Annotated in this window: 29 protein-coding genes and 1 pseudogene; 12 read left to right on the forward strand and 18 right to left on the reverse strand. The window is 68.4% G+C overall.

All coding sequences use genetic code 11. The annotated features are described in order from the left end of the window. Positions 1 to 5: 5 nt before the first annotated feature. From QRN40_RS08510 to QRN40_RS08530, 5 genes and pseudogenes are all read right to left on the reverse strand, one after another. Complete coding sequence (locus QRN40_RS08510) at positions 6 to 500, reverse strand: MarR family winged helix-turn-helix transcriptional regulator (protein ID WP_285115143.1); 495 nt, start codon at positions 498 to 500, stop codon at positions 6 to 8. A gap of 108 nt (positions 501 to 608) precedes the next feature. Further along, positions 609 to 896: a hypothetical protein gene (locus tag QRN40_RS08515; RefSeq protein ID WP_285115144.1), complete on the reverse strand. Its 288-nt coding sequence runs from the start codon at positions 894 to 896 to the stop codon at positions 609 to 611. A 116-nt stretch (positions 897 to 1,012) separates the two neighbouring features. After that, positions 1,013 to 2,077 (reverse strand): sodium:calcium antiporter, encoded by a 1,065-nt coding sequence (locus QRN40_RS08520; RefSeq protein WP_285115145.1) that lies wholly within the window; start codon positions 2,075 to 2,077, stop codon positions 1,013 to 1,015. A 325-nt stretch (positions 2,078 to 2,402) separates the two neighbouring features. After that, positions 2,403 to 3,254: an ArdC-like ssDNA-binding domain-containing protein gene (locus QRN40_RS08525; RefSeq protein WP_285115146.1), complete on the reverse strand. Its 852-nt coding sequence runs from the start codon at positions 3,252 to 3,254 to the stop codon at positions 2,403 to 2,405. Between the two features lie 399 nt (positions 3,255 to 3,653). After that, positions 3,654 to 4,722: pseudogene (locus QRN40_RS08530) on the reverse strand (IS110 family RNA-guided transposase). 424 nt (positions 4,723 to 5,146) lie between these two features. Between QRN40_RS08530 and QRN40_RS08535 the strand changes: the two are divergent. Next, a complete protein-coding gene (locus QRN40_RS08535; protein WP_285115147.1) occupies positions 5,147 to 5,452 on the forward strand; it encodes a hypothetical protein in 306 nt (101 codons plus the stop codon). A gap of 345 nt (positions 5,453 to 5,797) precedes the next feature. Here the strand turns inward: QRN40_RS08535 and QRN40_RS08540 are convergent, their stop codons facing one another. Then, a complete protein-coding gene (locus tag QRN40_RS08540) occupies positions 5,798 to 6,100 on the reverse strand; it encodes a helix-turn-helix transcriptional regulator (protein ID WP_285115148.1) in 303 nt (100 codons plus the stop codon). Positions 6,101 to 6,206: 106 nt separating this feature from the next. Between QRN40_RS08540 and QRN40_RS08545 the strand changes: the two genes are divergently transcribed. The 6 genes from QRN40_RS08545 (at position 6,207) to QRN40_RS08570 (ending at position 14,059) form a co-directional block, all read left to right on the forward strand. Further along, positions 6,207 to 7,727 (forward strand): proton-conducting transporter transmembrane domain-containing protein, encoded by a 1,521-nt coding sequence (locus QRN40_RS08545; RefSeq protein ID WP_285115149.1) that lies wholly within the window; start codon positions 6,207 to 6,209, stop codon positions 7,725 to 7,727. Continuing rightward, entirely contained in the window at positions 7,724 to 10,150 is a 2,427-nt protein-coding gene (locus QRN40_RS08550) for a putative inorganic carbon transporter subunit DabA (protein ID WP_285115150.1), read from the forward strand. The genes QRN40_RS08545 and QRN40_RS08550 overlap by 4 nt, the downstream gene beginning before the upstream one ends. After that, positions 10,150 to 10,467, forward strand: coding sequence for a P-II family nitrogen regulator (locus tag QRN40_RS08555; RefSeq protein ID WP_285115151.1), 318 nt, complete (start codon positions 10,150 to 10,152; stop codon positions 10,465 to 10,467). The genes QRN40_RS08550 and QRN40_RS08555 overlap by 1 nt, the downstream gene beginning before the upstream one ends. Next, complete coding sequence (locus QRN40_RS08560) at positions 10,464 to 11,045, forward strand: hypothetical protein (protein WP_285115152.1); 582 nt, start codon at positions 10,464 to 10,466, stop codon at positions 11,043 to 11,045. Before QRN40_RS08555 ends, QRN40_RS08560 begins: the two co-directional genes overlap by 4 nt. Beyond that, positions 11,045 to 11,770 (forward strand): carbohydrate-binding protein, encoded by a 726-nt coding sequence (locus QRN40_RS08565; RefSeq protein WP_285115154.1) that lies wholly within the window; start codon positions 11,045 to 11,047, stop codon positions 11,768 to 11,770. Before QRN40_RS08560 ends, QRN40_RS08565 begins: the two co-directional genes overlap by 1 nt. A gap of 1,110 nt (positions 11,771 to 12,880) precedes the next feature. After that, positions 12,881 to 14,059 (forward strand): tyrosine-type recombinase/integrase, encoded by a 1,179-nt coding sequence (locus QRN40_RS08570; RefSeq protein ID WP_285117464.1) that lies wholly within the window; start codon positions 12,881 to 12,883, stop codon positions 14,057 to 14,059. A 285-nt stretch (positions 14,060 to 14,344) separates the two neighbouring features. Here the strand turns inward: QRN40_RS08570 and QRN40_RS08575 are convergent, their stop codons facing one another. The 9 genes from QRN40_RS08575 to QRN40_RS08615 all read right to left on the reverse strand — a co-directional run bounded on the left by QRN40_RS08575 (position 14,345) and on the right by QRN40_RS08615 (position 20,123). Then, positions 14,345 to 15,100 (reverse strand): SDR family NAD(P)-dependent oxidoreductase, encoded by a 756-nt coding sequence (locus QRN40_RS08575; protein ID WP_285115155.1) that lies wholly within the window; start codon positions 15,098 to 15,100, stop codon positions 14,345 to 14,347. 57 nt (positions 15,101 to 15,157) lie between these two features. Further along, a complete protein-coding gene (locus QRN40_RS08580) occupies positions 15,158 to 15,541 on the reverse strand; it encodes a VOC family protein (RefSeq protein ID WP_285115156.1) in 384 nt (127 codons plus the stop codon). A gap of 13 nt (positions 15,542 to 15,554) precedes the next feature. Then, on the reverse strand, positions 15,555 to 16,088 hold the full coding sequence (locus QRN40_RS08585) for an SRPBCC domain-containing protein (protein ID WP_285115157.1): 534 nt from the start codon (positions 16,086 to 16,088) through the stop codon (positions 15,555 to 15,557). Further along, positions 16,078 to 16,422, reverse strand: coding sequence for an ArsR/SmtB family transcription factor (locus tag QRN40_RS08590; protein WP_285115158.1), 345 nt, complete (start codon positions 16,420 to 16,422; stop codon positions 16,078 to 16,080). The genes QRN40_RS08585 and QRN40_RS08590 overlap by 11 nt, the downstream gene beginning before the upstream one ends. Positions 16,423 to 16,483: 61 nt before the next feature. Next, positions 16,484 to 17,062 carry a dihydrofolate reductase family protein gene (locus QRN40_RS08595; protein ID WP_285115159.1) on the reverse strand — a complete coding sequence of 193 codons (579 nt, stop codon included), beginning with the start codon at positions 17,060 to 17,062 and terminating at the stop codon, positions 16,484 to 16,486. A gap of 1 nt (position 17,063) precedes the next feature. Next, positions 17,064 to 17,906, reverse strand: a complete 843-nt coding sequence (locus QRN40_RS08600; RefSeq protein WP_285115161.1) for an alpha/beta hydrolase — start codon at positions 17,904 to 17,906, stop codon at positions 17,064 to 17,066. 107 nt (positions 17,907 to 18,013) lie between these two features. Beyond that, on the reverse strand, positions 18,014 to 18,532 hold the full coding sequence (locus QRN40_RS08605; protein ID WP_285115162.1) for a P-loop nucleotide/nucleoside kinase family protein: 519 nt from the start codon (positions 18,530 to 18,532) through the stop codon (positions 18,014 to 18,016). Continuing rightward, on the reverse strand, positions 18,529 to 19,347 hold the full coding sequence (locus QRN40_RS08610) for a DUF1206 domain-containing protein (RefSeq protein ID WP_285115163.1): 819 nt from the start codon (positions 19,345 to 19,347) through the stop codon (positions 18,529 to 18,531). Before QRN40_RS08610 ends, QRN40_RS08605 begins: the two co-directional genes overlap by 4 nt. Then, positions 19,344 to 20,123 carry a phosphatase PAP2 family protein gene (locus QRN40_RS08615; RefSeq protein WP_285115164.1) on the reverse strand — a complete coding sequence of 260 codons (780 nt, stop codon included), beginning with the start codon at positions 20,121 to 20,123 and terminating at the stop codon, positions 19,344 to 19,346. Before QRN40_RS08615 ends, QRN40_RS08610 begins: the two co-directional genes overlap by 4 nt. A gap of 126 nt (positions 20,124 to 20,249) precedes the next feature. Here QRN40_RS08615 and dcd point away from each other — a divergent pair, with 126 nt between their 5' ends. From dcd to QRN40_RS08630, 3 genes are read left to right on the forward strand one after another with little or no spacing between them, the layout of a single operon-like run. Continuing rightward, entirely contained in the window at positions 20,250 to 20,852 is a 603-nt protein-coding gene (dcd, locus tag QRN40_RS08620; protein WP_285115166.1) for a dCTP deaminase, read from the forward strand. A 32-nt stretch (positions 20,853 to 20,884) separates the two neighbouring features. Continuing rightward, complete coding sequence (locus tag QRN40_RS08625; RefSeq protein WP_285115167.1) at positions 20,885 to 21,412, forward strand: hypothetical protein; 528 nt, start codon at positions 20,885 to 20,887, stop codon at positions 21,410 to 21,412. Positions 21,413 to 21,422: 10 nt separating this feature from the next. Continuing rightward, positions 21,423 to 22,169, forward strand: a complete 747-nt coding sequence (locus QRN40_RS08630) for a glycoside hydrolase family 16 protein (protein ID WP_285115168.1) — start codon at positions 21,423 to 21,425, stop codon at positions 22,167 to 22,169. 86 nt (positions 22,170 to 22,255) lie between these two features. Here the strand turns inward: QRN40_RS08630 and idi are convergent, their stop codons facing one another. Then, on the reverse strand, positions 22,256 to 22,807 hold the full coding sequence (gene idi, locus QRN40_RS08635; RefSeq protein WP_285115169.1) for an isopentenyl-diphosphate Delta-isomerase: 552 nt from the start codon (positions 22,805 to 22,807) through the stop codon (positions 22,256 to 22,258). Then, on the reverse strand, positions 22,804 to 23,739 hold the full coding sequence (locus QRN40_RS08640) for a winged helix DNA-binding protein (protein WP_285115170.1): 936 nt from the start codon (positions 23,737 to 23,739) through the stop codon (positions 22,804 to 22,806). Before QRN40_RS08640 ends, idi begins: the two co-directional genes overlap by 4 nt. 55 nt (positions 23,740 to 23,794) lie before the next feature. On the opposite strand from QRN40_RS08640, the gene QRN40_RS08645 reads away from it, so the two are divergent. Next, complete coding sequence (locus QRN40_RS08645) at positions 23,795 to 24,448, forward strand: MarR family winged helix-turn-helix transcriptional regulator (protein WP_285115171.1); 654 nt, start codon at positions 23,795 to 23,797, stop codon at positions 24,446 to 24,448. A 40-nt stretch (positions 24,449 to 24,488) separates the two neighbouring features. Here QRN40_RS08645 and QRN40_RS08650 read toward each other — a convergent pair whose 3' ends face one another. Then, the gene (locus tag QRN40_RS08650) at positions 24,489 to 25,937 is read right to left on the reverse strand and encodes an MFS transporter (protein WP_285115172.1); all 1,449 of its coding nucleotides are present in this window, start codon (positions 25,935 to 25,937) and stop codon (positions 24,489 to 24,491) included. A 149-nt stretch (positions 25,938 to 26,086) separates the two neighbouring features. On the opposite strand from QRN40_RS08650, the gene QRN40_RS08655 reads away from it, so the two are divergent. After that, positions 26,087 to 26,998, forward strand: coding sequence for a hypothetical protein (locus tag QRN40_RS08655; protein WP_285115173.1), 912 nt, complete (start codon positions 26,087 to 26,089; stop codon positions 26,996 to 26,998). Positions 26,999 to 27,000: the final 2 nt, after the last annotated feature.

Genomic DNA, 27,000 nt, shown 5'->3' on the forward strand with positions numbered 1-27,000 from the left:
CTACGCTACGCATCGCCGCTGAGGACGGGACGCACCAGGGTAAAGCGTCCGTCGTCGCCGTGTCGCCCCCCGGCGGCACGGGCGAAGGCACGAAAGCCGTCGGTGGCGCGCGCCCGATCCTCAGGTTCCATCGCTGCCAAGACCTCAGCCAGCGCCGCGCGACGGTGCCCGATCACCTGGTCGACAAGCGCGGCGCCCTGAGGAGTCAGTGTCAGCCGAACGAACCGCCGGTCGGCCGGATCCTCCGCCCGTGCGATCAAACCGGCGTGCACCAGCTTCTCGCTGGTGCGTGTGGCGTTGGAAGCGTGAACGCCCAGCTCGGCGGCGATCTCGCCGAGGTTCTGTGGACCCCGGGTCGCGATCGTCACCAGCACCCGCAGTTGTGGCGACGTGACGATATCCTCCACCTCCGCCACCGATCGCGCTGCGACGCCCATCATCACGTCCGCCGCGATGAGCGCGGCGTTCACATCCTGCTTTTCCACATTCTGGGCATTCACCCTCTCAGTTCTAGCCCGAAAATCATTTGCGCGCGCGTAGACGTGGCTATCCGGGGAACGGTGAGGATCCACCCTGAGGTACTGACAAGCTTCGCCGAGCGACGGCGGTCAGGCCTCGGTCGAATCGCCCGATCCCGAGTTTGCGCTTCCGCGGGTTCTCCCGTGTCTGTTGTGGTCGGCTTTCGGGTAGTTGCCGCCGCGCTGGTGGGTGCTCCGAACCAGGGGCTCCTCGCCCTCGTGGTCAGCTCCAACATAGGTTCCGGATACGTCCGCGTCGGGTCCGATCCCGCCGCGCTCGGTGTATTGCCCGTGCACTTGGCGCTCTTCTGGTGCTTCGGGGTCGGCCTGTGTGTAGTGGCCTTCGAGTTCGTCGCGTTCATGCTGAAGCATGGTCACCGCCTCCTTGCTTGCGATAACGCAATTGTCCCACTGTTGAGGCCGGGTGGCTATTGCTTGCCACCGTGCGGCTGCCTCTCGGCGTCCTTGGCGCCATGTCCGCCGTTTCCGTGAGCCTAGGCTCCTGTGACCGCGAAAAGTCCTGCGACCCCGAGAAGGTAGGTCACCAAGACGGTGGCCGAGTCGACTCCCATGCCGAGCACCCGTGTGGTCGGCCGGAACACCAGCCCGACGCAGTAGATCAGGGTGAGCAGTGCGGCGAGGGCAGTCAGGTACACGTCGCTGGCGTTCGCGTGGGGGAGCACCGCTCGCCCCGAGATGAGGGTGGCGACCAGGAACAGTACCGGCAGGAACGCGTTGCCGCCGAAGATGTCGCTCATGGCGAGGTTATCGTCACCTTGTTTGACCGCTTGCAGGCCGGTGGAGATTTCGGGAAGCGAGGTCGCCAGTGCCAGGACAGTGGCCCCGAAGAGTACCCCGGATAGTCCGATCTGTTTGGAGGCGGCGTCTCCGCTGGCTTCGAGCATGACGCCGGCGGCAAGGGTGGCGAGGGCGGAGATGCCGAAGACCAGCCAGACCCGCCCGGTGCTCCATTGCTGGTGGGGAGATTCCGGTTTGCTACGCCGATGCCCCGCGACATGAGGCGACGCGTCCGGCGCGTTTCCCTTTCGTTCCCACGGCAGGGACGACCCGGCACGCTTGACCAGTAGAAGTCCGATCACCCAGACGACGGCGATCAGAACGACGTCCGGTGAGAGGCGCAGGAACACCAAGGCGGGGAGTTGGCTGCCTGCCATCACGATGGCGAGGACCGCGACGACGACCACCGCTTCCAATACCAGCACCAGGGATGCCGCCCGATAGGTGAGCGGGGGGACGTTCTTACCGCGCTTTCCCCACGCGTCGAGGATCACGAGGACAACTGTTTGCAATGCGATCCCGCCGAGGATATTGCCGAGAGCTACGGAGAGGTCACCGGAAAGTGCGGCGCTGACTGTGATCGCTATTTCGGGCAGGTTGGTGGCGACGGCTAGGACGATGAGGCCGCCGAGTGCACTGCCGATGTGCAGGCGAGAGTCCAGCACGTCGGTGGTCCGGGAAAGTTGGATGCCAGCAACCCAAACCACCGCAGCCGCCACCACGAAGATCAGCACTAGCAGCCAGATCGGCCATCCGGTCATCGCTGTACCGCCGCGGCAACCGCGCGATCGAACTGAGCGCCAACTTCCTCGTGCATGAGCGTCCTCTCTCGTGAATCCACGTCCGCACGCTACGCCTTGGGTTGGCGTGAAGAACGGCCTTGAAAACCCCGGGTAGTTGCGTGTACGCAACCGTAGCGTCGCGTTCCGTCCCCGCCAGTGTGGATGATCTGCGGAGCTGGGTCCGGCTCTTTCGTGCGGCTCGAGCAGGCATCAAAGCACCGGCACGCCGGGCGCGAGAGCGTCCAGCGCGCGGGGCAGCATTCAACTGCACGTGAAGGGGTCCTAGGCGCACTCGCGGGCGAGCCTAAGCGCAGATGAGGCTTGTGATGGCGTGCGCGGCGTGAAGCACGCGGGATGCGGTGTCGCGGATTTGCTGAACGTCCTCGTTGGCCCATCCGGTGATGTAACCGACGCTGTACGCGCTGGTGTCGAAACCGGCCAGGCCGGCGACGACGTACGCGACAGACTCGGCCTCCACTTCCATCCGCCCCCGGTGGTGTCGGTACTCATCGAGGTCGTCCACGTGGCCGAGTTGAAGGTGGGCGGTCTCGTGGATGAGGGTTTTTGCTGCCTGCTCAGGCGCAAGGTCGAGGCTCAGGGTAATGCGGTGTTGCTCGGGGTCGGTGTGTCCGTTCGCGTGGGTGAGCGGCGCGCGTGCGACGGTCCATCCGAGCGCCTCGAGTTGTGCGGTGAGGGGGCGGATGACGCCGTGATCGCCCTTACCGGTGAGTTGGTGGATCGGGTTTTGTGGCAGCGGTATGCCGTCGATCGGGTCGGTTTGGGAGATGTCGAACACGGACAGCACGGGGTAGTAGTGCGCGATGCGCTCCACTGCGTCGGAGTCGCTGTCGTCGTTTCCGACGGTCTTCTTCGCGCTGTAGCCGAATATATTGATCGCATGTTCCCCTTTGCGGACTTGACGACCTTTGGCCTGCCATTGCCGGAACCCGGCGACCATGGTCGCGTCCGGGTTTTGGGCGAGGATCAGGAGCATGTTGTTCAGGCTGTAGGTGTGGAAGGATCTGGCGAAGTCGAGGAATCGGCGCCATTGCCCGCTGTCCGCAAGCAGCTGAACTTGCTCGATGAGCGATGCTTGTAGTGCTTCGGCTTGCGCCTTGCGCTGCTCGGCGGTCCGCCCGTTGGTCGTGTCCTTCATGGTCGGTGCTCCCTGGTGGTCAACCTGTTTGGTGTGGGTTGTTCGACAGAGGGAGTCGGTGGGAGCGGGAGCACCGGGAGTGCCCACCGCGCTCTGGCGAGATAAGCCCGGAGGGCGCGTCAGAGCGCGGTTGGAACGGCAAGGTGCGTCAGCGACCTACGATGAACGGTCGGACAGCCCACACCGCACTAGATAGGACTGCCCAGCGCAGCAGGACCACGTCGGATGCAGACCAGTGTTGGTCGCGTAATCCGTTGGGCACCGTGGGCCGAGAGTCGCATCCCTTTAGTGGAGCCGCCTGCGGCGGCGCTGACCTGGCCTGTTTTGTTTGTCTTTCCGGCGGCCGATCGCAGCTCGTTCCCGGTCCTCCGCGCCGGGCTCTCGACGCTTCTATGTTTGTCAAGTTGTCTCGGGGGCGGCGTAGAGGGTGTTGAGGGTTCGGTAGAGGTGTCGGGCGAGGTAACCCTTGATGGAGCGGCGGATCTCGCGTCGGCTGCGTCCTTCGGCGAGGCGTTTCTCGAGGTAGGCCTTGGTGCCGGGGTGGCGGCTCATGCGGGTGATCGCGATGTAGTGCAGTGCCTTGTTCAGACGTCGGTCTCCGCCTCGGTTGAGGCGGTGCCGGGTGGTGTTGCCGCTGGAGGCGGGGATGGGGTTCACGCCGGCGAGGGCGGCGAACGCGGCGTCGTTGCGGACTCGGCCGGGGTGGGACCACGCGGTGATGATGACCGCGGCGGTGTATGCGCCGATGCCGGTCTCCTCCAGCAGCGGCGCGGCGGGGCTCGCGGTGATGAGCTCCGCCAGCCGGGCGTGGTTGACGGTTAGCGCATCCTCCAGCTCCAGAATGCGTCGGGCCAGCCGGACGGCCTCGCCTCGTGCAGTGGCGATAGCGAGCGGTTCGGTGCGGTGCTGCCACCGGGATGCCTGGCCGATCTGGGCTGCGGTCAGTGGCCGGCGGGCGTCGATGCCGAGGCCGTTGGCGCACCAGCGCGGTGAGCGCGTTAACGTTCATCGTCTTCTCCTGCACCATCTGATCGCGGGCGGTCACCAGCACCCGCAACGCTTGACGGGTCCCGTCATCGGCGCGGGGACGGCGCAGCCGGTCCTCTTCCACCGGCAGAACAGCGGTCGCGATGGCGTGTGCGTCCAACGGGTCGGACTTGCCGATGCCGTGCCGGGCTTTCGCGTTCATCCGGGGTGCTTCGATCACCTCGTATCCGCTCTCGGCGGCGGTGCGGGCGAGTTTCGCCCCGTAGGTGGCGAAGCCCTCGATCACCCAGAGAGCTTCGGCGTCGCCTCCACTCAGTCGGCCAGCCCAGGCGATCGCGCGGGTAATGCCTTGCGGGGTGGTCGGGAACTGCTGGCAGCCCAGCATCTGCCCGGATGCCGTCTGGATCACGGCATAGGTGTGTGTCTTCGCGTGGGTATCCACGCCGATGACGAACGAACGGGAATGCGCGACGATAGTCATTGCGGATCGGATCCTTCCTTCGATGGAACACGGGCTCGGCTGCACGGCGGCCGGCGCCGGCCCAGGAGGAAGTCACTTCGAGGCAGCACTGTGACGGGCCACGACCGTTGAGGTCGGGCAGGCTTCTAATCAGGTCATCGAGGTGGGCCGGGTGGCGCCGGCCGACCTCGCCCGGACGGACATGTCGAAAGCAAGGCCCACACGGGGCCAGCGGCATATCGAGCCACGACCGGACGACGACGACCAACGCCAACCCTGCCAGCCAGTCCCAGACCAGCCGAGCCCAGACTCACAGCGGCATGTCCTCACTCCCTGCGCTCCCTCCGGTATTCCACGGTCCCGGCACTCCCGCCCCTTCCCACTCGCAATCGATCTCTCCGCCGGAAAGGCAAACAAGAACGATCGACATAGGGGAGTGGTTGGGATGCGGGTATTCGTCATTGACACCAGAAACATGGGGCCGGAACTGCAAGGCGGACTGATCGGCGTGGTTGGTTCGCTCTTCCCGAGGGCGGAGGAGAAACGGGAGTGCGTGGAGACGGTCAGCCGGTACGCCACCGACGGGTGGGCGATCGCGGCCGATCCGCGCACGCTGATCGGCCGGCTTGCCGCACTGACCGCGGAGACCGCGTGTGTGCCGTTCGTAGGGTTGGGCCGGGTGGCCGGACCCTACGGTCTTGTGATTGCTGCGCCATCGGCGGGCATGCAGCAGCAGCGTGAGCTGCTCTGACGCTTGCCGCGGATGTGGCAGCAAGGGGTCACGTCCCGAGTGGCGGGGCCCTCGCGCCGCTTACCGTCTGACGTCGCTATTCGGATCGGTGTCGGCGAGGTCCCTTCCGGCATTTGTGCGCGTCCAGGGGTGGGTCGCGCTTACGCTCCTCAAGCGAAATCGACGAAGAAGTGACCGCGAGTATCAGATCTGGCAGCACAGCGGTGTGACCCATCACCGGAGACCGAAGGAGGCGCGGGAATCAGTCAGGGTGTCCTCGTAGATGCGTCAGGCGTGGAATGGGCGGGTTGAGTGTTTGGAGGAGGCGCGGGCTGAGTGTTCACTCGGGCTTCCCTCCACAACTGCTTAGCTATTCCGGGCTGGAGGATCGGCCGGCGGTTTGGCGAGAAGGTCGACGAGTTCGCCGATGTGGTGCTCTTGGTCCATCGGGTGCCGCATGCGCACGCCGGGGTTGATGGCGTAGCGGTTGCGTCGTCCGTCGCGTGTCTTGGAGATGTAGCCGGCTTCTTCCAGCTCGGTCAGGATGCGCTGCGCCGCGCGTTCGGTCACGCCCACGGTCGCGGCTATCTCCCGCACACGAACATCGGGAATCTCCGCCACGCACAAGAGCACGTGCGCGTGATTGGTGAGGAATGTCCAGTGCGTCACCGTAACAGCGTAGGGCGATCCTCTTCTGTTCGGAGAGATGGTTTACACGTTTTCCATTTCCGGTTATGTTTAACGCGTAATTGGAAGCCGGAAAGCGGAGGCGCTGATGATCGTTGCGGGAATTGCACTGCCGGTATGGCTGCTCGGGGCTGCTGTCGCCGCGGTGCCATGGGTCGGCGCGGCCACGTCGGCGCGCGCGGCCGTGGCGATCGGTGCCGTCGGCATCCTCGCGGCAGCAGTGCTGCTCGTCCTCCAGGGCACGGGGGACATCAGGGTGGGGTGGTTCGCGGCGATCGGTGCCGTGTTCGTTGCCGGCCTGAGTGTGTCGATCCAGCGCTTTTCGGTGGCGCACTTGCGTGCGGACACCGGACAACGCTGGTTCGTGGTCTGGGTCAACGTGCTCACGGCGGCGACGATCGGGGTGGTTCTCTCCCCGTCGGTGCTCTGGTTCGCCGTGGCCTGGACGGCCGCGGGCGCAGCGCTCCTCCTCCTGCTCGCCACCTACCCGGAATCGCGGCAAGCGCGGCAGGGTCTGGCGCGCACTGCCGGCCAGCTCGCGGCGGGCGACGTCGCGCTCTGGCTTGCTTCCGCCGCGCTGATGACGTCGGGTGGGGGCGACGTGGCGTGGAGCCGGCTCGGCACAGTGACCGGCGCCCTGCCCGGATGGGCGGCGGTAACCGTGGCGCTGCTGCTGGTCGTGGCCGGTGCCTCGCGGGCGGCACAGGTGCCATTCCACACTTGGCTGCCGGTGACGCTCGCTGCTCCGACACCGGTCTCGGCGATCATGCACGCAGGGCTGGTGAACGCCGCCGCCTTCCTCGTCATCCGCTTCTCCGACGCTCTCACAGCGAGCCTGGCCGCCACCATCCTGCTGGCGGTCTGCGGCGCTGCGAGCATGCTCTCCGGCGCCGCCGGCTATCTGGTGCGGCCCGACCTCAAAGGGCGCCTCGTCGCATCAACGACCGCACAGATGGGCTTCATGCTGGTGACGCTGAGCGTGGGGGCGTGGGGCGCCGCGGTGTTCCACCTGATGGGCCACGGCATCTACAAGGCGACGCTGTTCCTCCGCGCCGGCGACCACATCGACGACAAGCGCCGCGCCCAGGCCGTCCCGCTTCCCGCCCCGGCCTCCGCGCTCCAGCGCGCGACCGCGGCGGCCGTCGCGACGGTCGTCCCCGGTCTCGGCATCGCGGCCGCAGTGCTTCTGTTCCCGGTCCCCGTCACGATCTCCGCTCTGCTGCTGGCCGCTTACGGGTGGACCACCTTGGCGGTGCTGCTCTACGGCGTGCTCACGCTCGGGGGATGGCCGGGCTGGGCTCGCATCGCGGCCGCACCGGTCGCCGCGGCGACGGCGGCGGTGTACTTCGCTGCGGTGCATGCCTTCGACCTTCTTGTCTCCTCCGATGTACCGCCCGCACTCCTCCCGGTGCCCGGCTGGGCGGTGCTCGTGCCGCTGCTGCTCGCCGCCGCTATGTCCCTGCTACTGCGGCTCCGCGCCGGGCACGCCGCCCGCGCCTACGGCTGGCTGACGTTCATCGCAGGATCGCCCGTGCCTCGGCTGAGACCCCGCCGAACTTCACGACCCACCTCACCCCTCACCCCGAACCCCGTTCAGGAGATCGCATGAGCCTGCTGTCCGCACCCGAGATCCGTGCCCGCGTCGCCGGCGCCGCGCGCACCGTCACCCCCACGTGGCCGCTCACCTCATTCATCGCAGTCAACCCGGTCGCCGGCTACGAGAGCCGCCCGATGAGCGAGCTGGCGACCGCACTGGGGGAGATGCCGACCCGACCCGAACGCGACTACCTCCGGTCGTACGAGGGTGGCGAGATCTCCGCGACCGCGCTGCAGGCCGCCCTCCGACAGCTGCTGCCCGAGCTCGCCGGGATGGGCAAACTCACGGCCGCCGGGCGCAGCGTCTCCGCCGTCGCAGTGGCGATGGCTGGGCTGCAGCAACCCCCGTCCGACACGACCGCGTCCGGTGGCGGCAGCGGAGACGATGCCGGCACCCCGGTGGACCAGTACCTGGCCGGTGCGCTCGGCAGGTTCTACGCGGACCCGATCTGGGCGCCACCCGCTTCCGGGACGCTGTACAGCCGCTTCCGGGAGCTGACCGCGCACGACCGGACCCTGCCAGGGCGCGTCCGCCGGGTCCTGGCCGCGCTGCCGGACAGCCCGGAGGATGCGATCTCCCGCATCCTGCACCAGCGCACCGGCGATCCGGGCGGTATGGAGGCCGTGCTCACGGCGCAGCTGCGCGCTCTCCCCGGCTGGACCAGCCACCTCGCGTGGCGTGCGACACATGTCGGCGACGCCACACTGACCGACCTCGTCGCGTGCCGGCTCAGCCTGGCCTACGCCCTCGGCATCGAGCTGGCGGAAACCGGTGCGGCCAGGCCGGCCGGAGCCGGAATCGACCCGGAATGGGTGGCACGCATCGCGCGGACGTGCTTCGGCCACCGCGGATCGGACGCCGGGGAGGCCGCCGCCGTGACCAGGCGTGTGCTGATGCTGCTGGATGCGACGACCCGCTTGATGGTGTGGCAGACGGCGGTGGAGGTCACCTACCGCGATCGGCTCTTCGCCGCGCTCGACCAGCCCACCTGGGCTGCGCCGACAGCGGAGGCGCAGCTCGCGTTCTGCATCGACACCCGGTCGGAGGGCATCCGTCGCCGTCTCGAACGTCGCGCCGACGTGCAGACCTTCGGGTTCGCCGGGTTCTTCGGCGTGCCCCTTCGCCACACCGCGCTGTTCGCCCAGGAGGCCCGGGAGCAGTACCCGGCGCTGCTGAGCTCCGGCCACGCGACCGGAGAACGAGCCATCGACCCAGACGACGCCCACCGCGCCGAGACCCGCGCCGCGCTGGCCGGCGCTGCCCGCAGCACGGTCAAGCAGGTCGCCGCAACGCCCGCCTCGGCGTTCAGCTGGGCCGAGCTGTCCGGTTGGGGCGGCCTGCTCGCCTCGCTCGGCCGGACTGTCGCACGCAGCGGTAGCATCGACCGCTACGAATCGGTCGACTCGGTCGTCGACGTCTGCGAACGGATGAGCCTCGACGAGCAGGCCGCCGCCGCCGAGGCGATCCTCCGCATGATGGGCCTCACCCGATTCGCCCCGCTGGTGGTCCTCACCGGACACCGCACCGGGACGGTGAACAATCTCTACCGGGCGGCGCTCGACTGCGGGGCCTGCGGGGGGAACCCCGGCGGTGCCAACGCCCGTGCAGCCGCAGCGATCTTCAACAACCCGGACGTCCGGCACCGGCTCGGCGACCGCGGCTTGAGCATCCCGGCGACCACCTGGTTCGCCGCCGCAGAACACGAGACGACGACCGACACCCTCACCATCCTGGATCGGCAGCTCATCCCCGACTCGCACTGCGACGCCGTGGCCCGGCTCGAGGCCGCGGCGGCGGAGGCCGCGGATGAGCTGACCCGCGAGCGTGCCGCCGACCTCCCCGGCGCCCGCGAAACCACCCCGCTCGCGCGGACGCGGCGTCGGGCGACCGACTGGTCGGAGATGTATCCCGAGCTCGGCCTTGCGAACAACGCTGCCCTGCTCATCGCCCCACGCTCGGTCAGCCGCGGCATCGACCTCGAGCGCCGCGTCTTCCTGCACGACTACGACCCGGCCGCCGACCCCGACGGCCAGGCGCTGGAGAACATCATGACCGCACCGCTGATCGTCGCCCAGTGGATCAACGCCCAGTACTACTTTTCCACCATCCACCCCGAGCGGTACGGAGCAGGCAGCAAGACCGTGCACAACCCCGTCGGCGACCTCGGCGTGCTCGCCGGGCACACCGGCGACCTCCGGACGGGCCTCCCGTGGCAGTCCGTCGCTGCCGGAGAGCGCCTGCTGCACACCCCGCTGCGGCTGAGCGTGCTGATCCAGGCACCCCTCGACCGCATCGGGCGGATCATCTCTGTGACCGACGCCCTCCGCGCGCTCCTCGACGGCGAGTGGATCAGCCTCCACGCCCGCGAGGACGCCGACCATCCCTGGCGCCGCTACGGCCGCTACGGCTTCACCACCGACGAAAGGACTCTCTGATGACGCAGCTCGCCCCGATGACCCGGATCGAAGTGATCGCGCCCACCGACACGAGCGCGGCCGTCCGCGAACTCGTCCGCTCCGCCGGAGCCACCGGCTACACCAGCGTCTCCGGCGTCTCCGGCGTCGGCCACTCCGGCGCCCACAACGGCCCGCACCTGTTCAACGACCACGACGCGCTCGGCATGACCATCACCGTCCTGCCGCCGGAGCGGGCGGGGACGCTCATCGAAGCACTCCGCACGCTCCTCGACGGCAGCAGCGGGGTCATGTTCATCACGGAGACCCGCGTCTCGCGGCCGGAGTACTTCCAGTGAGCGAAGCCGCCGACAGTTACCGAGAGGCGACCATCGTCTTCGCCACACGGCACGGCAAAGAGCGCCAGGCGGCCGCGCCGTTCCACGCACAGCTCGCGGCGCACGTGATCGCCCCGGACGAGATCGACACCGACCAATTCGGCACCTTCACCGGCGATATCGAGCGCACCCGGACACCGCTCCGCGCAGCCCTCGACAAGGCGTTATTGGGGACAGCGCTGACCGGACGACCCTACGCGCTCGCCTCCGAGGCGACGTACACCACCACATGGGGTGTGCTTGCACGTCATCACGAGCTGCTGCTCTTCCACGACCGTCACCGCCAGATGACACTCACCGAGAACACCGTCGTGACGGTCCGCGGGCACGGGACCACGACGGTGGCCGGCGCAGAGGACGCGCAGGCCGCCGCCGTCCGGTTCGGGTTCCCCGCCACCCACGCGGTGGCGCTCATCGACGACGGGACGGGAATAGTGGCACGGAAAGGCCTGGCCGACACGGATGCGCTCCCCGCCGCCGTGACCGAGCTCCTGGCACGCGGGGCCCCCGTCCATATCGGCCCGGACTACCGTCGGTAGTGTCTGGTCTGGCATCAGGGCCGGTCACTTTCACCTACGACGATGCGGATTCGCACCTCGTCTACAGCAGTACCGGATGGACGCACGGCAGCGGAGTCTCCTACGCAACCGAGTACGACAGCACAAAGTCGTTCGCATCCGCGGCCGGCTCAAAGATGACCGTCGACTTCACCGGATCGACCATCCGCCTAATTGGTCTCAAGGGTCCCAACTACGGCACTGCCACTATCAAGATCGACGGAACCACCGTTGGAACGTTCGATGGTTATGCGACGACTCAGCTGCACGACCAGGTCATGTATGTAACTTCCGGGCTCAGTACCGGGTCCCACGAGTTGGTACTCACTGTGGACGGCGCGAAGGACGCACCGTCAACGGGTACGTACATCTCGGTCGACGCCGTCGACCTGCATGCCACGGACCAACGGAGTCCCGCTGGTGGCACGCTGACCTACAACAATGTCAGCGTTCCCAACACCGGCGCGTATAGCCTCAGGATCAGCTACGTCAACCCCAACGCTGCCGATCAGTACGCGACCGTCACTCCGAATGGAGGCACGTCGACAACCATCGCACTGCCTCCGACTGGTAGCTCGAACGCGACCGGAACTGCCATAGCCACTATCAACCTCAATAGCGGCAGCAATTCGATCGTCATTGGAGCCCCATCGAGCAGCAGTGACACCGAAATAGACACCATCTCTATCCCGCAACCGCAGAGCTAGACCATAAAGTCGTGTCCGATCTCGGCTCGCGACTTTAGACCCCGGTGGCCGACCCGCTCCCCCCAAAGCGGGTCGGCCACCGGCTCTTCTAACGACGTCCTAGTCGCTGGGCCAAATCCCGCGATGACAGGGCCGCATTGTACGAATCTCTTGATCCGCTATTGACTCCCGCGGGCGACATTTCTCTCTTCGACACCAGAGCGGGACAGCCAGGGGACAGTCGCACTCATCCCCAAGTCGTGCAGGGCGTTGTTTTCGTTGCACCGGGTCTTCGAAGATGCGGCACTTCGTCGGCTTACTCGACCCTGTAGAGGTGGAGTCCTCATAAGGGGACCGCGGGTTTAAGTGCCCTAGGCATTCTGGGCGTCGTTGAAAGAGCTGACACCGGCTCGCGTCGTCCGCGCGACAGCCGATCCCGAAGGAAATAAGCAAGTCACGGGCGTCAGAGATCGACTGGAATCTCCCCCGTGCGCCACGGCGCTAGCGACGGCAGGAGGAGCCGCCTCCGGCGGCGCTGCACCTGTTGCCTTGTTTGTCTTTCCGCCGCCCGATCGTAGCTCGTTCCCGGTTCTCCGTGCCGGGCTTTCGCGGCATATCCTCCCTCGCAAGCTCGGTCCGGTATTCCACGGTCCCGGCACTCCGCCCCTCCACTCGCTCTCGATCTCTCCGCCGGAAGGCAAACAAGAACGAGAGACAGGGGTGAGTGATCGTGTTGCGGGTATTCATCATCGACACCAGAAACATGGGTCCGGAACTGCAGGGAGGGCTGATTGGAGTGGTCGGCTCGCTTAGCCCGAGCCAAGAAGAGAAGTACGAGTGCGTGGAGACTCTCAGTCGGTACGCCGTGGACGGCTGGGCGGTTTCTGCTGACCCGTTCACGCCGATCGGTCGACTCGCCGCGCTGACCGCAGAGGCGGCGTGCGTCCCGTTTGTGCGGCTCGACAACGCTCGCCTGGCGCATCGTGCCGCGCGTACCATGAGGGCCACGCGTAGTCCCGAGCGGGATTCCGCTGACCTCGACGGATCGCCGCTTCCCGCGTTGGGGCCCGGGACCCGCATCGGCGGAGCCAGGCTGGCCGACTCGCGTGTCGAGAACGGGGGGCGGTGATCATGTCCCGTCCTCCGCTCGTCTCCGAGACCTGGGGAACCGTCTCCACGCGCATGCTCGAGCATGGACGCTGGGCCGCGCGAGCCCGGTATCGCGACGTCGATGGCCGCACCCGACAAATCGAACGCATCGGCAGCTCCAAGCAGAAGGCCGAATCTCTCCTCCGCGAAGCGATGCGCGACCGAATCAAGCCGTTCGGCGACGGCGAGCTCGGGCCTGAGACTCGGCTGGCCGAGTTGGCGATCGTCTGGTGGGATGAGTTCAGCCACACGACACGTTCGAACGGCACGCTGCGCCGGTACGAGACTGTCCTAGACAAGTACATCGTCCCGAATCTTGGCGGCTGGATGATCCGCGAGGCCTCCGTGTCCAAGCTCGACCGGTTCATCAAACAGACCACCAGACTGAACGGATACTCCAACGCCAGCATCGCCGTGGTGTTGCTGACGGGCATGTTCGCGATGGCGGCCCGGCATGATGCCATCGAAGCAAACCCGATGAAGTCGGTCGCACCTGTCGAGGAGCCCGATCACCAGGTCGCCACGTTCACGCTAGAAGACGTCGCCGAGCTGCGCGAGATCCTCGCCCGCTGGGACGCTGGCCTGGACGCATCCGGTCGTCGCCGGGGAACTGACCTCGCGGACCCGGTGGATTTCTTCCTCGGCACCGGCTGCCGGCCGGGTGAGGTGTTCGCCCTCATGTGGGAGGACGTCGACTTCACCATCCAGCCGTTCACGGTCGACATCCACCGGACGATGGCGAAGAACCGGGAGGGCCGCTGGACCGTTCAGAATAAGACCAAGACTGGAGGCGGACGGCGGCTGTTTCTGCCCACTTTCGTTGGGAAGATGCTCCTCCGCCGACGTGTGGAGTCGTATTCCGAGTTGGTCTTCCCCTCATCAACGCTCACGCCGCGGATCCCGGACAATTTCCGCCTTCAGTGGCACATTGCTCTGAAGGGCACCAGGTTCGAAGGTCGAGTTCCCAAGGAGTTCAGATCCACTGTCGCAACCGCGATCCGCGACGCTGTCGGTCTTGAGCGCGCGCAGCATCAGCTGGGCCATTCGACGTACGCAACGACCGAGCAGTCCTACCTCCCGCGTGTGGTTCAGGTGCCCGATTCCACGGCGATCCTCGAACGGTTCAACGTTCGCGGCGATTCCGGACCCGGGCTCTCGTGACTCACCGTTTACTCACCGCTTTGAGCGTGCTCCGCGGCGTGTCATTGAGATCACAGGAGTACGTCAATAGTGGGAAAAGCCCCGGTCAACGAGGTTTACGAGATCGAGTGTGGGCCTCTGATATCCCGAGTAGGAGAAGCTGAGGTTCTACCATTGAACTACACTCGCGCGGCCCGGAATCCCAGTAAAACACTGGGAAGTAGGGCTGCAGCCCAGAGTACCCGGTGAATGGTTATTGGCCAAACCCATCCGTGTCCCATTCGGGCAGCGCCTAGGTTCGTCGGTTCAATGAACCGAGAATCCGCCGTCCACCGCGATCGACTGGCCCGTGACGTACCCAGCGGAGGGGCTCGCCAAGAACACCGCCGCGCCGGCGAAGTCCGAGGCGAGACCGTTGCGGCCGACGAGCGTCCGTGACCCCAGGGCTGCGACGGCCGCCGGGTCGGAGCTGAGGCGTTCGTTCAGGGGCGTCTGCACGAACCCGGGGATGAGGACATTGGCCGTCACTCCCCGTGCCGACCACGCCTCCGCCTGCGACCGCGTCAGCCCCTCCAGGGCCGCCTTCGACACCCCGTAGGCGCCGCTCGATGCGAACGCCCGGTGGGCCTGCTGCGAGCTGATGTGGATGATCCGGCCGAAGCCCCTCTCCGCCATCTGCGGCGCCAGACGTTGACCGAGGATGAACGGGGCATTCAGGTTGACCGCCATGACCGAGTCCCACGTCGCCTGGTCCAGTTCATCCATCGGCGGCCGCAGGTTGATGCCGGCGGAGTTCACGAGCACGTCGACCGCACCTGCCGCGTCCGCGAGGGCGTGGGCGCCCGAGCTGGATGCGAGGTCGGCTCGGATCCCCTCGGCGGAACCGCCGGCCGACCGGATCTCCTCCACCGTCGCCGAGACGTTCGGCTCGGTGCGGGCGGCGACGATGACATGCGCGCCGGCGTCCGCGAGGGCGAGGGCGATGGCGCGGCCGATGCCCGAGCTGCCGCCGGTGACCAATGCGACACGACCCTGGAGCCCGAACATCGAAAGCAGCGACACGGCGAAAGCATAACGGCCCGCTCGGTCGCAGCACGGCGGCGAGGTGGTCAGCAGGCGTCAGCCCTTCGCGAGGCCTTCGAGGTCCTGCAGCTCCCACGTGTTGCCGTCGGGGTCGCTGAAGGAGGCGTACTTCACGCCGCCCATGTCGCGGATCTCGCCGATATCCGCGCCGCGTGCGAGCAACTGCTCTCGCACGGCGGCGATGTCCGTCACGACCAGGTGGAGGCCCTTCACGGTGCCGTCTTCAGGATTGTTGTTGCCCATCCCGGTGCCGAAGGCGATCGAGCAGGAGGATCCCGGCGGGGTGAACTGCACGATCCGCATGCCGTTTCCGGGCTCGACGTCGTGGTCCAGGTGGAACCCGATCGTGTCGCCGTAGAACGCCTTGCTGCGGTCCACGTCGGAGACGGGGAGGGGGATGAGTTCGAGTTTCATGTCCATGGGGTGATCCCTTTCATCGATCGGTGTGCGCGTCGGACGCGGTTCGCTCGGCGAGGAGGCCGTCCAGCCTCACGTAGCCGGCCTCCACGCCTCGCTCCATGCCCGAAGCCAGTGCAGTATCGCGCGCGGCACGGGACACGTGGGTGGAGGTGGCGGTGAGCAGTGTGCTCTCCACATCCCCGCTGAGGGTGATCACGGAGGTGACGTCGCCGCCGGTCCAGTCGTCCTCGAATCTCTCGACGGTCACCAGGCGGGTGGGAGGAGCGAGCTGCTCGACGACGCCGGCCGCGGCCATCGAGCGGCCACCGGGTCCGTGCCAGACGTACCGGTAGCGTCCGCCGACGGTCGCCTCGAACTCGCACTCGACCATCCGCCAGCCGTCAGGGCCGTGCATCCAGCGCAACAGCAGTTCGGGAGTGGTCAGCGCCTCGAACACGAGAGCGGGCCGCGCGGCGAACCGTCGCGACAGGACGATGTCGCGCTCGCCGACGCTGCGGATGTCCAGGGCGCCGAAACGCCCGTGCCCGCCGGGTGCGTCATCGTGCATCCTCAGCCTCCGCCCGGTTCAGCTCGGCGAGCAGCGCGTCGAGGTGCTCGAAGCTGCGGGCCCAGAACTCGCGGTAGTCCGACAGCCATCGCGTCGCCTCGCGCAGCGGCTCGGCTTCCAGCCGGCACAACCGGCGCTGGGCGTCGCGATGCCTCGACACCAGGCCCGCGTCCTCCAGCACCCGGAGGTGCTTGGAGATCGCCGGTTGGGTGAGTTCCGACTGCTCCGTGAGGGTCGCGACGGTCGCCTCGCCCTTGGTCAGTCGCGCCAGGATCGCCCGGCGCGTGGGGTCGGCGAGCGCCCGGAAGGTGCGGTCGAGCTCTGCGGTCTGCACTGATAATCACCATCCGTTTATATAACCAGAAGGCGATCATACGTTCGAGGCGCGGGCTAGGTCAACCGATTCCGGTCGCATCCCCCGCGGGCCGGTAGCGCACGGCGACGACCCCCGACCGGAACTCGCGCCGCTCCACAAGCTCGAGCCGGAGGCGCTCGCGCAGACCGTCGAGCAGCCTCGGCCCGCGGCCGGCGACGACCGGCTGCATGAGGAACTCGTACTCGTCGATCAGGCCGAGTTCCGCCAGCGCCGTGGGGAGCGTCACGCCGCCCACCCAGAGCCCGTCGCCCGGCTCCTGCTTGAGCCGCCGGACGGCGTGCTCCAGGTCGCCCCGCACAAGCTCCGCGTTCCAGTCGACCTCCGCCAGGGTGCTCGACACGACGTACTTCTTCGCCCGGTCGATGGCCTCGGCGAACGGGAGCTGCCACTCCGCCATCCATCCGGGCCACGAGCCCGTGGCGGGCCTCCGCCAGGCCGACTCCATCATTCCGTAGGTGACCCGGCCGAAGAGCAGCGCGTCCGCCCGTTCCATTTCGGCCGCCCAGAACCGCATCGACTCCTCGTCCGGCGGCAGCCCCTCCTCGTGATGGCAGCAGCCGTCGAGCGTGACGTTGATCGAGTAGCGGAGCGGCCTCATCTCACGAGGCGTGCCGCTGCACGAACTCCAGCGCCTCGTCCGCGACCCCGCGCCAACCCGAGTCGATGATCAGGGAGTGGCCGCGGCCGGGGATGACGACGAGCTCGGTCACGCCGGGGTTCTTCTGCTGGATGCGGTACTCGTTCTCGACGACGGACTGCGGGACCGTGTGGTCCTCCCCGCCCGCGATCAGCAGTAGCGGGCCGCGGTCGTGGTTGTCGGTAATCACCTTGGTCTCGGCGAAGGGATTGAAGTTCGCGGTCGCCGCCTGGAAGATCGGCACGCCGGATGCGGGGACGTGGTACTTCTCGTACAGCGCGCGGCCCTCTTCGTCGGAGACGGCGTTGGTCCAGCCGTAGGCGAACTGCTCGTAGGTGAGTGTGACGCCGTGCTTGGAGTGGTTGAAGGTCAGCAGCGCGGGCGCCCCGGCCTTGAGCGCCGACGCCGGCAGCGCCGTCACGCCCTTGAACTGGGCCGCGTCGATCGCCACGGTCACGTCGTTCTTGGCCTCGCCGGCGAGCTTCTGAGCGATGAGACCGCCGAAGCTGTGCCCGATCACCACCGGGTCCCGGTCGAGGAGGTCGATCGCCTCCGCGTAGTGGTCGGTGACCTGACGCACCATCTTGCCGGCGAACGCATCCGGATCGGCCTTGGCCTGCTCCACCGTCTCCGGGTCGTCGGGCCAGCCGGGCGCGATCGTCGCGTACCCCTGCGCTTCGAAGAGCTCCCGCCACGGCTGCCAGCTGCTCGACAGCAGCCACAGGCCGTGGATGAACACGACCGGCGTGCGGCCGGAGGCGTTGGCGGCGTCGATCTCGTCACGTTCGGCGGAGGTCAAGGGCATGGTGCGTCTCCTTCGGGTCGGGGAACCGATCAGCGGATGAACGGTGATGCTGGCTCGAAGTCTGCTGGGTGGTTCCCCCACGGCACAAGATCCTCCGGATGACGGATTCAGGAACGGTGCACGATGACGCGGTCGAAGAGTTCCAGCTCCGCGGCATCGGGTCGTTCGAGCCGTTGCTGCGATTCCTCGAGCAGCTCCCGCGTGATCGGGACGACTCCGTGCGCCGGGTTCGCGTTGCGGAGCTCCAGTCGTCGCCAGAGCTCGCTCAGCGGCAGATCGAAGTAGTGCAGTTCCGTGACGGCGTCGACGCTGTGAGCGACGCGGCGGAGTTCATCCCGCTCGCTGCGTCTCCACGTCCCGTCTTCGAGGATGACGCTCTGCCCGCGTGCGAGCAGTTCTCTCCACAGCGTGTCGAGGCGCGCCTGCAGGGAGTCGCGGATCGGATCGAAGTAGTCGAGGCCGAGAGATGCCATCCACTCGTCTGTGCTGAACCGGATCGCCCCCGTCTGCCGCTCCTGCTCGCGCGCCAGAGTCGTCTTGCCCGATCCCGGCAGACCGCAGTACAGGACGAGGAGGGATCGCTGGCCCACTCGGTTCGAGGTGCGCATCTCGGTCGCCGGGGTCACAACCGCGCCAACCACGCCCGCGCGGCGTTGTACGCGCCGGACGCGATGAGCCCGGCGCCCACCAGGAAGAGGAGCGGGGCGCCGAGCGGGAACTGTTCGAACGTCTCCAGCGCGCCGGACAGGCCGGTCGCGTCGTCCGCCCTGGCCTGGATCGCAGCGATCACGAACAGCACGCCCGCGACCGCGACGACCAGGCCCTTGGCGAGGTAGCCGAGGGTGCCGAGCACCAGCATCCCGTGTCGCGCAGGACCGGACGGCATGACCACGTCCTCGGTGAACGTCTGCCGCACGGCCTTCGCCATGAAATAGCCGCCGACGCCGACCGTCACCAGGCCGACCACGCCCAGCAGGAGGGGACCGGCAGGGAGCGAGAGGATGCCCGCGCTGAGGTGCCGGGTGGACTCGCTGGCGTGCGTCGGGTGCCCCTGTGCGAAGGCCAGCGCGGTCAGCCCGAGGGTCGCGTACGCGGCAGCCTTGGCGATGTTCACGATCCGTGCGAGCCACTTCCGGCGCGTCGAGCCGAACACCAGCAGCGCCTGGATGAGCAGCCAGAGTGCCAGCGAGAGCAGCCCGACGACGCAGATCCACAGCACGACGAAGCCGCCGGGGACCTTGGCCACCTCGCCCAGCGCGCCGCTCTGGTCTGCCTCCGCGAAGCGGTTGAAGCCGAGCTGGATGGCGAGCGCGCCGAGGAGCACCTGCAGCAGCGCGCTGGCCGCGAAGCCGGTGCGCGCCAGGATCTCGAGGATCGTGCTCTCACCCGCCGTCCGCGCCGCCCTGCGCAGTTCGCGCTTGGCGGAGGTCGCCGAGCTCATGTGCCGTGGACCTGCTTCTGAGAGAGGTCGCCGTCCACCTTCTCCCCGTCGACCCGGACCGTGCGGACGGTGTCGAGGGCGATGATCCCGCCCAGCACCACCAGCGACAGGGCGACGGACGCCGAGGTGTCGGTGATCCAGTGGTACCCGAGGTACAGCCGGCTGTAGACCTGCAGGACGATTCCGGCGATCGCGAGCGCGAAGACGGTCACCGTGAACCAGGGGCGCTGCCTTCGGCTCGCCAGCAGGAAGGCGAGGATCAGCAGGAAGTCCGACGTCCCGAGCACGTGACCCGACGGGAACGAGAAGCTGTGGTCGGGGCCGAACAGCATCTCGGCCACCGGCGGACGGGGATGCCGCACCAGGGGAGCGAGCGCACCGGCGAGCAGGACGCCGGTCAGCATCCCGACGGCCAGCAGGAACGGGCGCCAGATGTGGCGTGCCATCACCGTCCACACGACGACGACCACGAGCACGATGACCGGCATCGCTATGGGGCCGAAGATGATCGCCAGGACGATCATGAAGCCCGTCGCCTCCTTCGACCGCTGGGCGTCGAACCAGTCCTCGACGGGCTGATCCCAGCGCTGGGCGCCGGTGTGGGTGGCGACGGCGACGAGCAGGATCAGGAAGACCGTGAGCCCGACGACCGCGAGCACCGCGGCCGTGATGTACAGACGGCGACGCGCGGAGGCGGGGAGGGAGCGCTCCTCGACGACGAACTTCTCGTGCCACTCGGACCACCGTCCGGAACGGCGCGGGGTGGGATCGCTCATGGTCGCGGGCGCTTCGTTGCGGCGTGCACGGTGTCTCCAGTGGTTCTTCTTCGGGCGATGGAACTCAACGCGCCACAGTACGCCACCGGTGTTCGGGCGGACGAACCCACCCGGTAGGCTGACCCCGTGCTTCTCTCCGATCGCGACATCAAGGCCGAACTGGGTGCCGGGCGCATCGCCCTGGAGCCGTACGAGCCGGAGATGGTCCAGCCGTCGAGCATCGATGTGCGCCTCGATCGCTTCTTCCGGCTGTTCGACAACCACAAGTACCCGTTCATCGACCCGGCGGAGGACCAGCCCGAGCTGACGCGCTTCGTCGAGGTGGATGCGAACCAGCCGTTCATCCTGCACCCCGGCGAGTTCGTGCTCGGGTCGACGTTCGAGCTGGTCAGCCTCCCGGACGACGTCGCGGCACGGCTCGAGGGCAAGAGTTCGCTCGGCCGGCTGGGACTGCTCACGCACTCCACCGCCGGCTTCATCGACCCCGGCTTCTCGGGCCACGTCACCCTCGAGCTGAGCAATGTGGCGACGCTCCCGATCAAGCTGTGGCCGGGCATGAAGATCGGCCAGATGTGCTTCTTCCGTCTGTCGTCCGCAGCGGAGCGGCCGTACGGGTCGGCGGAGTACTCGTCGCGGTATCAGGGGCAGCGCGGGCCGACGGCATCCCGCTCGTACCTGAACTTCCACCGCACCGACGTCTCCACCACCGAGGCGGGTAGACCCGCCTGACCGGATCCACCGACCCGCACCGGGAGGGCACCATGAGCGAGACCACTGACGCGGCGTTCGCGCGGGCCCTGATCAGCTCGGGGCCGATGCCGGAGAACCCGCAGCGGATGCACCTGTTCGGCCGGCTCGTCGGCAGCTGGAGTGCAGACGTCCGCCTCCTCGACGAGGAGACCGGGCTGTGGCGCGAATCGGTCAATGAGTGGATCTTCGCCTACACACTCGGAGGCCGGGCGGTTCAGGATGTGCTCGTCATCCGGGACGAGACCGACCCGGAGGGCCTGCGCGGCCGTGGCTCCACCGTGCGGGTGTACGACACGACGCTGGGCGCCTGGCGCGTCAGCTGGTTCGGCGCGGCGGCGGGCGACTTCTGCACGCTGGTGGCGACGCCGCACCGCCGCGACGGCATCCGTCAGGACGGCACGCAGACGGACGGCCGCCCGATCCGGTGGAACTTCTCCAGCATCACCGACGACTCGTTCGAGTGGGACGGCTGGGTCTCCGACGACGAAGGCCGCACCTGGTGGCTCGAGCAGCACATCGACGCCACCCGCACGGGATGAGGTTGTCGCGGTGTTCGACGACTTCGATGCTCCGCAGCTCGACCGGTCGGTCTGGCTCCCGCATTACCTGCCCGCGTGGAGTTCGCTCGCCGAGACGCGGGCGAGCTACCTCATCCACGACTCCCAGCTGGAGCTGAGCATCCCGCCCGAGCAGGGCCTCTGGTGCCCCGGGGAGCATCAGCCGCCGCTGCGGGTGTCCGGGATGCAGACCGGCAACTTCTCGGGTCCGGTCGGGTCCACGCTCGGGCAGCAGCCGTTCCGCGACGGGGTGACGGTGCGCGAGGGGCAGGAGGAGTTCCGCGGGTGCCTGGTCGACCACGGCACGGTGGGGATGCGCGCCTCGCTCTACCTGAGCGCGCGGTCGATGGCGTCGCTCTGGCTGGTCGGCTTCGAGGACGCGCCCGAGCGGAGTGGCGAGCTCTGCGTGATGGAGGTGTTCGGTCGCGATGTCGGTCCGGACCACGCGCTCGTCGGCATGGGCTTCCACGCGTTCCGCGACCCGCGACTGGCGGAGGACTTCGAGCGGGTGCCCCTCCCGATCGACGTCACCGAACCGCACGCGTACGAGGTGCACTGGGACGGTGACGAAGCGACCTTCCGCGTGGATGGGCGGGTGGTGCGGATCCTGGATGCGCCGCCGCAGTATCCGCTTCAACTCATGCTGGCCGTGTTCGATTTCCCGGAGTGGCCGGACGACCGTGCCCAGGGCGGTGCGTTCGTCCCGACGCTATCGGTGGACCGGGTCTGGGCGAACTGATTCGTGCGCGCTGAGATGCTGCCTCCGGCATACGCGGCGGAAGTTATCCACAACTCATTTCACAGGTGGAAAATAATGAGTCCGACTCACAGCTGACCCGAAGCTTCGACGCTGCAGTCGGCGTAGAGGGCCGGAAGCTGCAGCGTCAGCCACGGGCTGAACGCCCACGGTGTGGTCTCCACCGACGCGAGCAGCGAGCGCGGGTCCGCCCACGCCCACTCGGCGACTTCGCCCGGAGCCGGGTCGAGTTCGCCGACGATCGTGGCGGTGAAGACGGGACAGATCTCGTACTCGACGATCCCGGCCGCGTCGACGGCGCGGTACCGGAAGTCCGGCAGCGCCACGGTGAGGTTGTCGATCTGCGCGCCCAGTTCCTGGGCGGCGCGGCGGCGGATCGCCTCCTCCATCGCCTCGCCCGGCGCGGGATGCCCGCAGAAGGAGTTCGTCCATACGCCCGGCCAGGTCGCTTTGCCCAGCGCTCGCCGGGTCACCAGGATGCGTCCCTCGCCGTCGAAGAGGTGGCAGGAGAAGGCGAGATGCAGCGGCGTGGAGGTCGTATGCACCGTCGCCTTGTCCGCCGTGCCGATGGGCGTGCCGTCCTCGGCGAGCAGCACGACCTCTTCGCGGGTTGGCGTCATGCGTCCATATTAGGCGCGCCGTCCTGGGGAGACTCGGGGGCGGCCTGAGATGCGGCCGGGTGCCAGCCCAGGTTTCGGGCCATGGCTTCCAAGGTCCTCATGGTGGTCGCGTAGTCGCCCTCGGAGATGCCGTTCGCGAGCTCGGCCCGCACCGACTGGACCCGCTCGAACGCGGCGTCGTGCGCAGCGCGTCCCTCGTCGGTCAGCGTCGCGCGGTCGCCGTCGAACCACACCCAGCCGCGCTCGACGAAGTCGGCGAGCACACGGTGGATGCGGTGCCCGCGACGGTTCTCGCGGTCGACGGGGAAGCGGCGGCGCCGGAAGTCGTCGCCGCCAGGGAAAGGTCCCCACTGCGGATGTCCGCCGGGGAAGGGCCCGCCGAACGGGGTGGGCGGGAACGGTGCAGCGAACGGATGCCCGGTGCGGGCGGCGCCGAACGCGAAGCCGCGGTCGAAGCCACGCTCGTAGCCGCGCTCGAACGCGTGCTCGAAGCCTTCGCGGCCGTGGTGGTGCTCGTGGCCGTGGTCGTCGTGGTGGCCGTGGTCGTGATGGGCCGGATCCCCCACGGGACGCTGTCCTTCGGCCGTCGCGGGCTGTTCGTCGCGCGGCTCCTGGCTGCGCCAGCCCGCACGGAAGCCGGGGCGCTGGGCGTTCCACTCCGGGTGCCGGGGGTCGCCGCCGCGGCGCCCTCCCTGGGCCGGCCCGCCCCGGTGCGGATGGCCGAAGCGTCCACCGCGGTCGCCGTGGGGCAGCCGGTCTGCGAGCTCCTGCGCGGTCGCCGGCCCGTCGGCCAGGGTGTGCAGGATGCGCCAGCTTCCGCGGCGCAGTCCGAGGTCGGACAGCGCGTCGCGCATCCGCTCGTGGAGTCGTTCTTCGATCACGCCGAACCAATATCCGGGCGGCGTCTGTGCTGAGTCGTCGATGTTCGTCATCGCGAGCTCTCCTTTCGATGTATGTACTGTTACAAGTGAATGTATAGTTACATGCATGAACGACGGACGTCAAGAAGATCAGCCGATTCCGCCGGAAGCGGACATCGTGGCCGTGATCGAGCACGCACTGCTGGCGGTTCGCCGCGACCAGTCCCGGCGGCGACCGCCGTGGGCCGACGGGATGCACGCGCATGAGGGCGGCCATCCGCACGGTCACCGCGGTGGCCACTGGGGCGCCGGCCAGTTCGGGCCCGGACCCTTCGGCGCGGGTCCGTTCGCCGGAGTCCCGTTCGGCGACTCGGCGCGGCCCGGTCCGGGACGCCGGGGGAGGGACGGCTCACTCGGCCGCATCGCGCGCGTGCGCATGCTCGAAGCCCTCGAGGCGGCCGATGCCGAGGGACGCAGTCTCTCGGTGAGCGGCGTCGCGGAGGCGATCGGCGTGGATCAGCCCCGAGCGAGCCGCCTGGTGCAGGAGGGCGTGGAGCGCGGTCTGGTGCGGCGCGTCCCCGACCCCTCGGATGCGCGCCGGGCGCTCATCCAGCTGACCTCATCCGGTCGCGCCCAGCTGCAGGAGCTGCGCACTCACCGCCGCTCCGCCGTCGAGACCGCGCTCGCCGGCTTCACCCCCGAGGAGGCTCAAACGTTCGCCGCTCTCTTCGACCGCTTCGTCCGCGCCTGGCCGCGCCCCACACCCGACCCCGAGCCCTGACCCGCCCCGCCCGTCCGGCGGCCTGGCGTTGGGGCGCGGGTCAGACGGAGAGCGAGCGGCGCGGGGCGCGGACGGGGATGAGCAGCGCGAGGCCGGCGGCGAGGACCAGCACGATCGCGAGGATGCCCCAGTACTGCGCCCCGCCGACCGCGACGAACACGGCGAAGAGCGTCGGCGCGAGGAACGACACCGCTCGGCCCGTGGTCGCGTAGAGGCCGAACACCTCGCCCTCCCGGCCGGCGGGCGTCACCCGGGCCAGGAAGGTGCGGCTCGCCGACTGCGCGGGCCCGACGAAGAGGCAGAGCACCAATCCGCCCACCCAGAACGCCGCCGCCCCGAGGTCGTGCGTGAAGAACACCGCGAGGCCGGCGATGATCAAGCCGATCAGGGACGTCACGATGACGGCCTTCGGCCCGAAGCGGTCGTCCAGCCGTCCCGAGAGCAGCGTGCTCACGCCGGCGACCACGTTCGCGGCGATCGCGAAGATGATCACCTGCCCGCCGGTGAAGCCGAAGGTGCCCTGGGCGAGGATGCCGCCGAACGTGAACACGCCGACCAGTCCGTCGCGGAACAACGCCGACGCGATCAGGAAGAGGACCGTGTTGCGGCTCTCCTTCCACAGCCGGCCGATGTCGCGCACCAGCACCTTGTACGACGCGAAGAACCCGACCCGCGGGGTCCGGTCGTTCGGCGGGATCTCCGGCACGACGAAGAGCACCGGGAGCGAGAAGACGAGCGTCCACGCCGCCGCGATGAGGGCGATGATGCGGATGTTCAGGCCGCCCTCGGTCGGAACGTGCAGCAGGCCGCCGGTCCCGTCGCTGTTGCCGGTGACCATCCCGAAGAACACGATCAGCAGCAGCACGATCCCGCCGAGGTATCCCGCGCCCCAGCCGAACCCGCTCACCCGGCCGACCGTCTTCGGCGTGGACACCTGCACGAGCATGGCGTTGTAGTTGACGGTCGCGATCTCGTAGAACACGGTTCCGATCGCTACCAGCGCGACGCCGAGCAGGAAGTACGACGGCTCGCCCACGACGAAGAACATGAGGGCCGTGACGAGGACGACCACGCCGGTGTTCACGCCCAGCCAGAGCTTGCGCCGGCCCGATCCGTCCGTCCGCTGGCCGAGCACCGGGGCGATGAGCGCGACGATGACGCCCGCGATCCCGACGCCCCACGCCAGTCCGCTCGAGAGCACGGCGACCGCTGCGTCGTACGCGGTGTGCGCAGGGCCGGAGGTGCCGGCCTCCGCGTTCCGGGCCGCGACGACCGACGGATCCACGAACAGGCTGCTGGTCAGGTACACGGTGAAGACGAACGTCGTGATCACCGCGTTGAATGCGGCGCCGCCCCAGTCCCACAGCGCCCACGACACCACCCAGCCGCGGGGGATGCGGCGGTCGGTCGCGCTGTCGGCGAAGAGCGGACTCGCGGTCGTCACCAGCGCGTCGCCGTCGACGCCGCCGGAGGGCTCGGCACCTGTCATACGCACAGCGTAGGCGGTGGCGGGGAACGGCCGGTGAACGGCGCGATCGCATTCCGCGAGCACACGGTATGCGAATCGGTGGATGCACGGATACTGCGCCCCGGCCACCGCCCGTATCGTGGCGAGCACCCGAGCCCGTGGAGGTCCCCGTGAGCATCGCCCCGTCCGCCCCGAACCCGTACGCCTGGGTGCGGCACCTGCTGCCGCGCGTCGTCATCGGCGCGCTCATCGCGGCGGCCCTGGTCGGCGTCTACGCCGTCATCCTCGGCCGCTTCGACGAGACGTGCTGGCGGCTGATCGGAACGATCGCGCTGTTCGTGTTCTTCGCCCTGATCTCCTGGTACGACGCCGATGTCTCGGCCCGGCGCGCGGCCTGGTTCGGCGCCGTCAGCGTGATCACGTCCGCGTACCTGTTCGGCATCGGACTCTGGAAGGTGTGGATGCCGGACGTCCGACCGGTGGACGGCATCGCGGGCTACGAGGTCTACGACCCGTGGTGGGCGCCCTTCTCGTGGTTCCTCCTGGTGCTCGTGACGCGCCTCGGTCTGCTGCACATCCACCTCGTCCTGAACACGCAGCGGCGGTTCACCGGCCCGGTCATGAGCAAGGTGACAGTGGCGACGCTCGTGCTCGTCGGGCTGCTCACGGCGGGCTTGTCGCTCCCGCTCATCTGGACCCGGACCGATTTCGGCGAGACCTACTGGCGCCTGCTCGCGGTGGTGGCGATCCTGGATGCGCTCGGCACCGTGCTCATCCCGCTCACCTACTCGCTGTTCGGCCCGAAGAGGGCGCCTGCCGCGCCGGCCGGGACGTTCGCGCCGGCACCCGCCACGTTCGCGCCCGCGCCCGCGCCCGCTCCTGCGGCCGGGCCGACCGCAATCGGCGGTCCGGCGCCGTCACCCGCGACTGCAGTGGCGCCCGCAGCCGCTCCCTCCACCGCCTATCCCCGTCTCGACGCGACCGCGGGCCTGCGCCTCGAATGGCCCCGCTACATCAACGGCCAACCGCTGCCCGCGCGCCCCGACGGCTCGCCCGACTTCACCGGCGTCGCCGGCTACTGACG

The organism is Leifsonia sp. fls2-241-R2A-40a, assembly GCF_030209575.1.
In the GTDB taxonomy this organism is placed as follows: Bacteria; Actinomycetota; Actinomycetes; order Actinomycetales; family Microbacteriaceae; genus Leifsonia.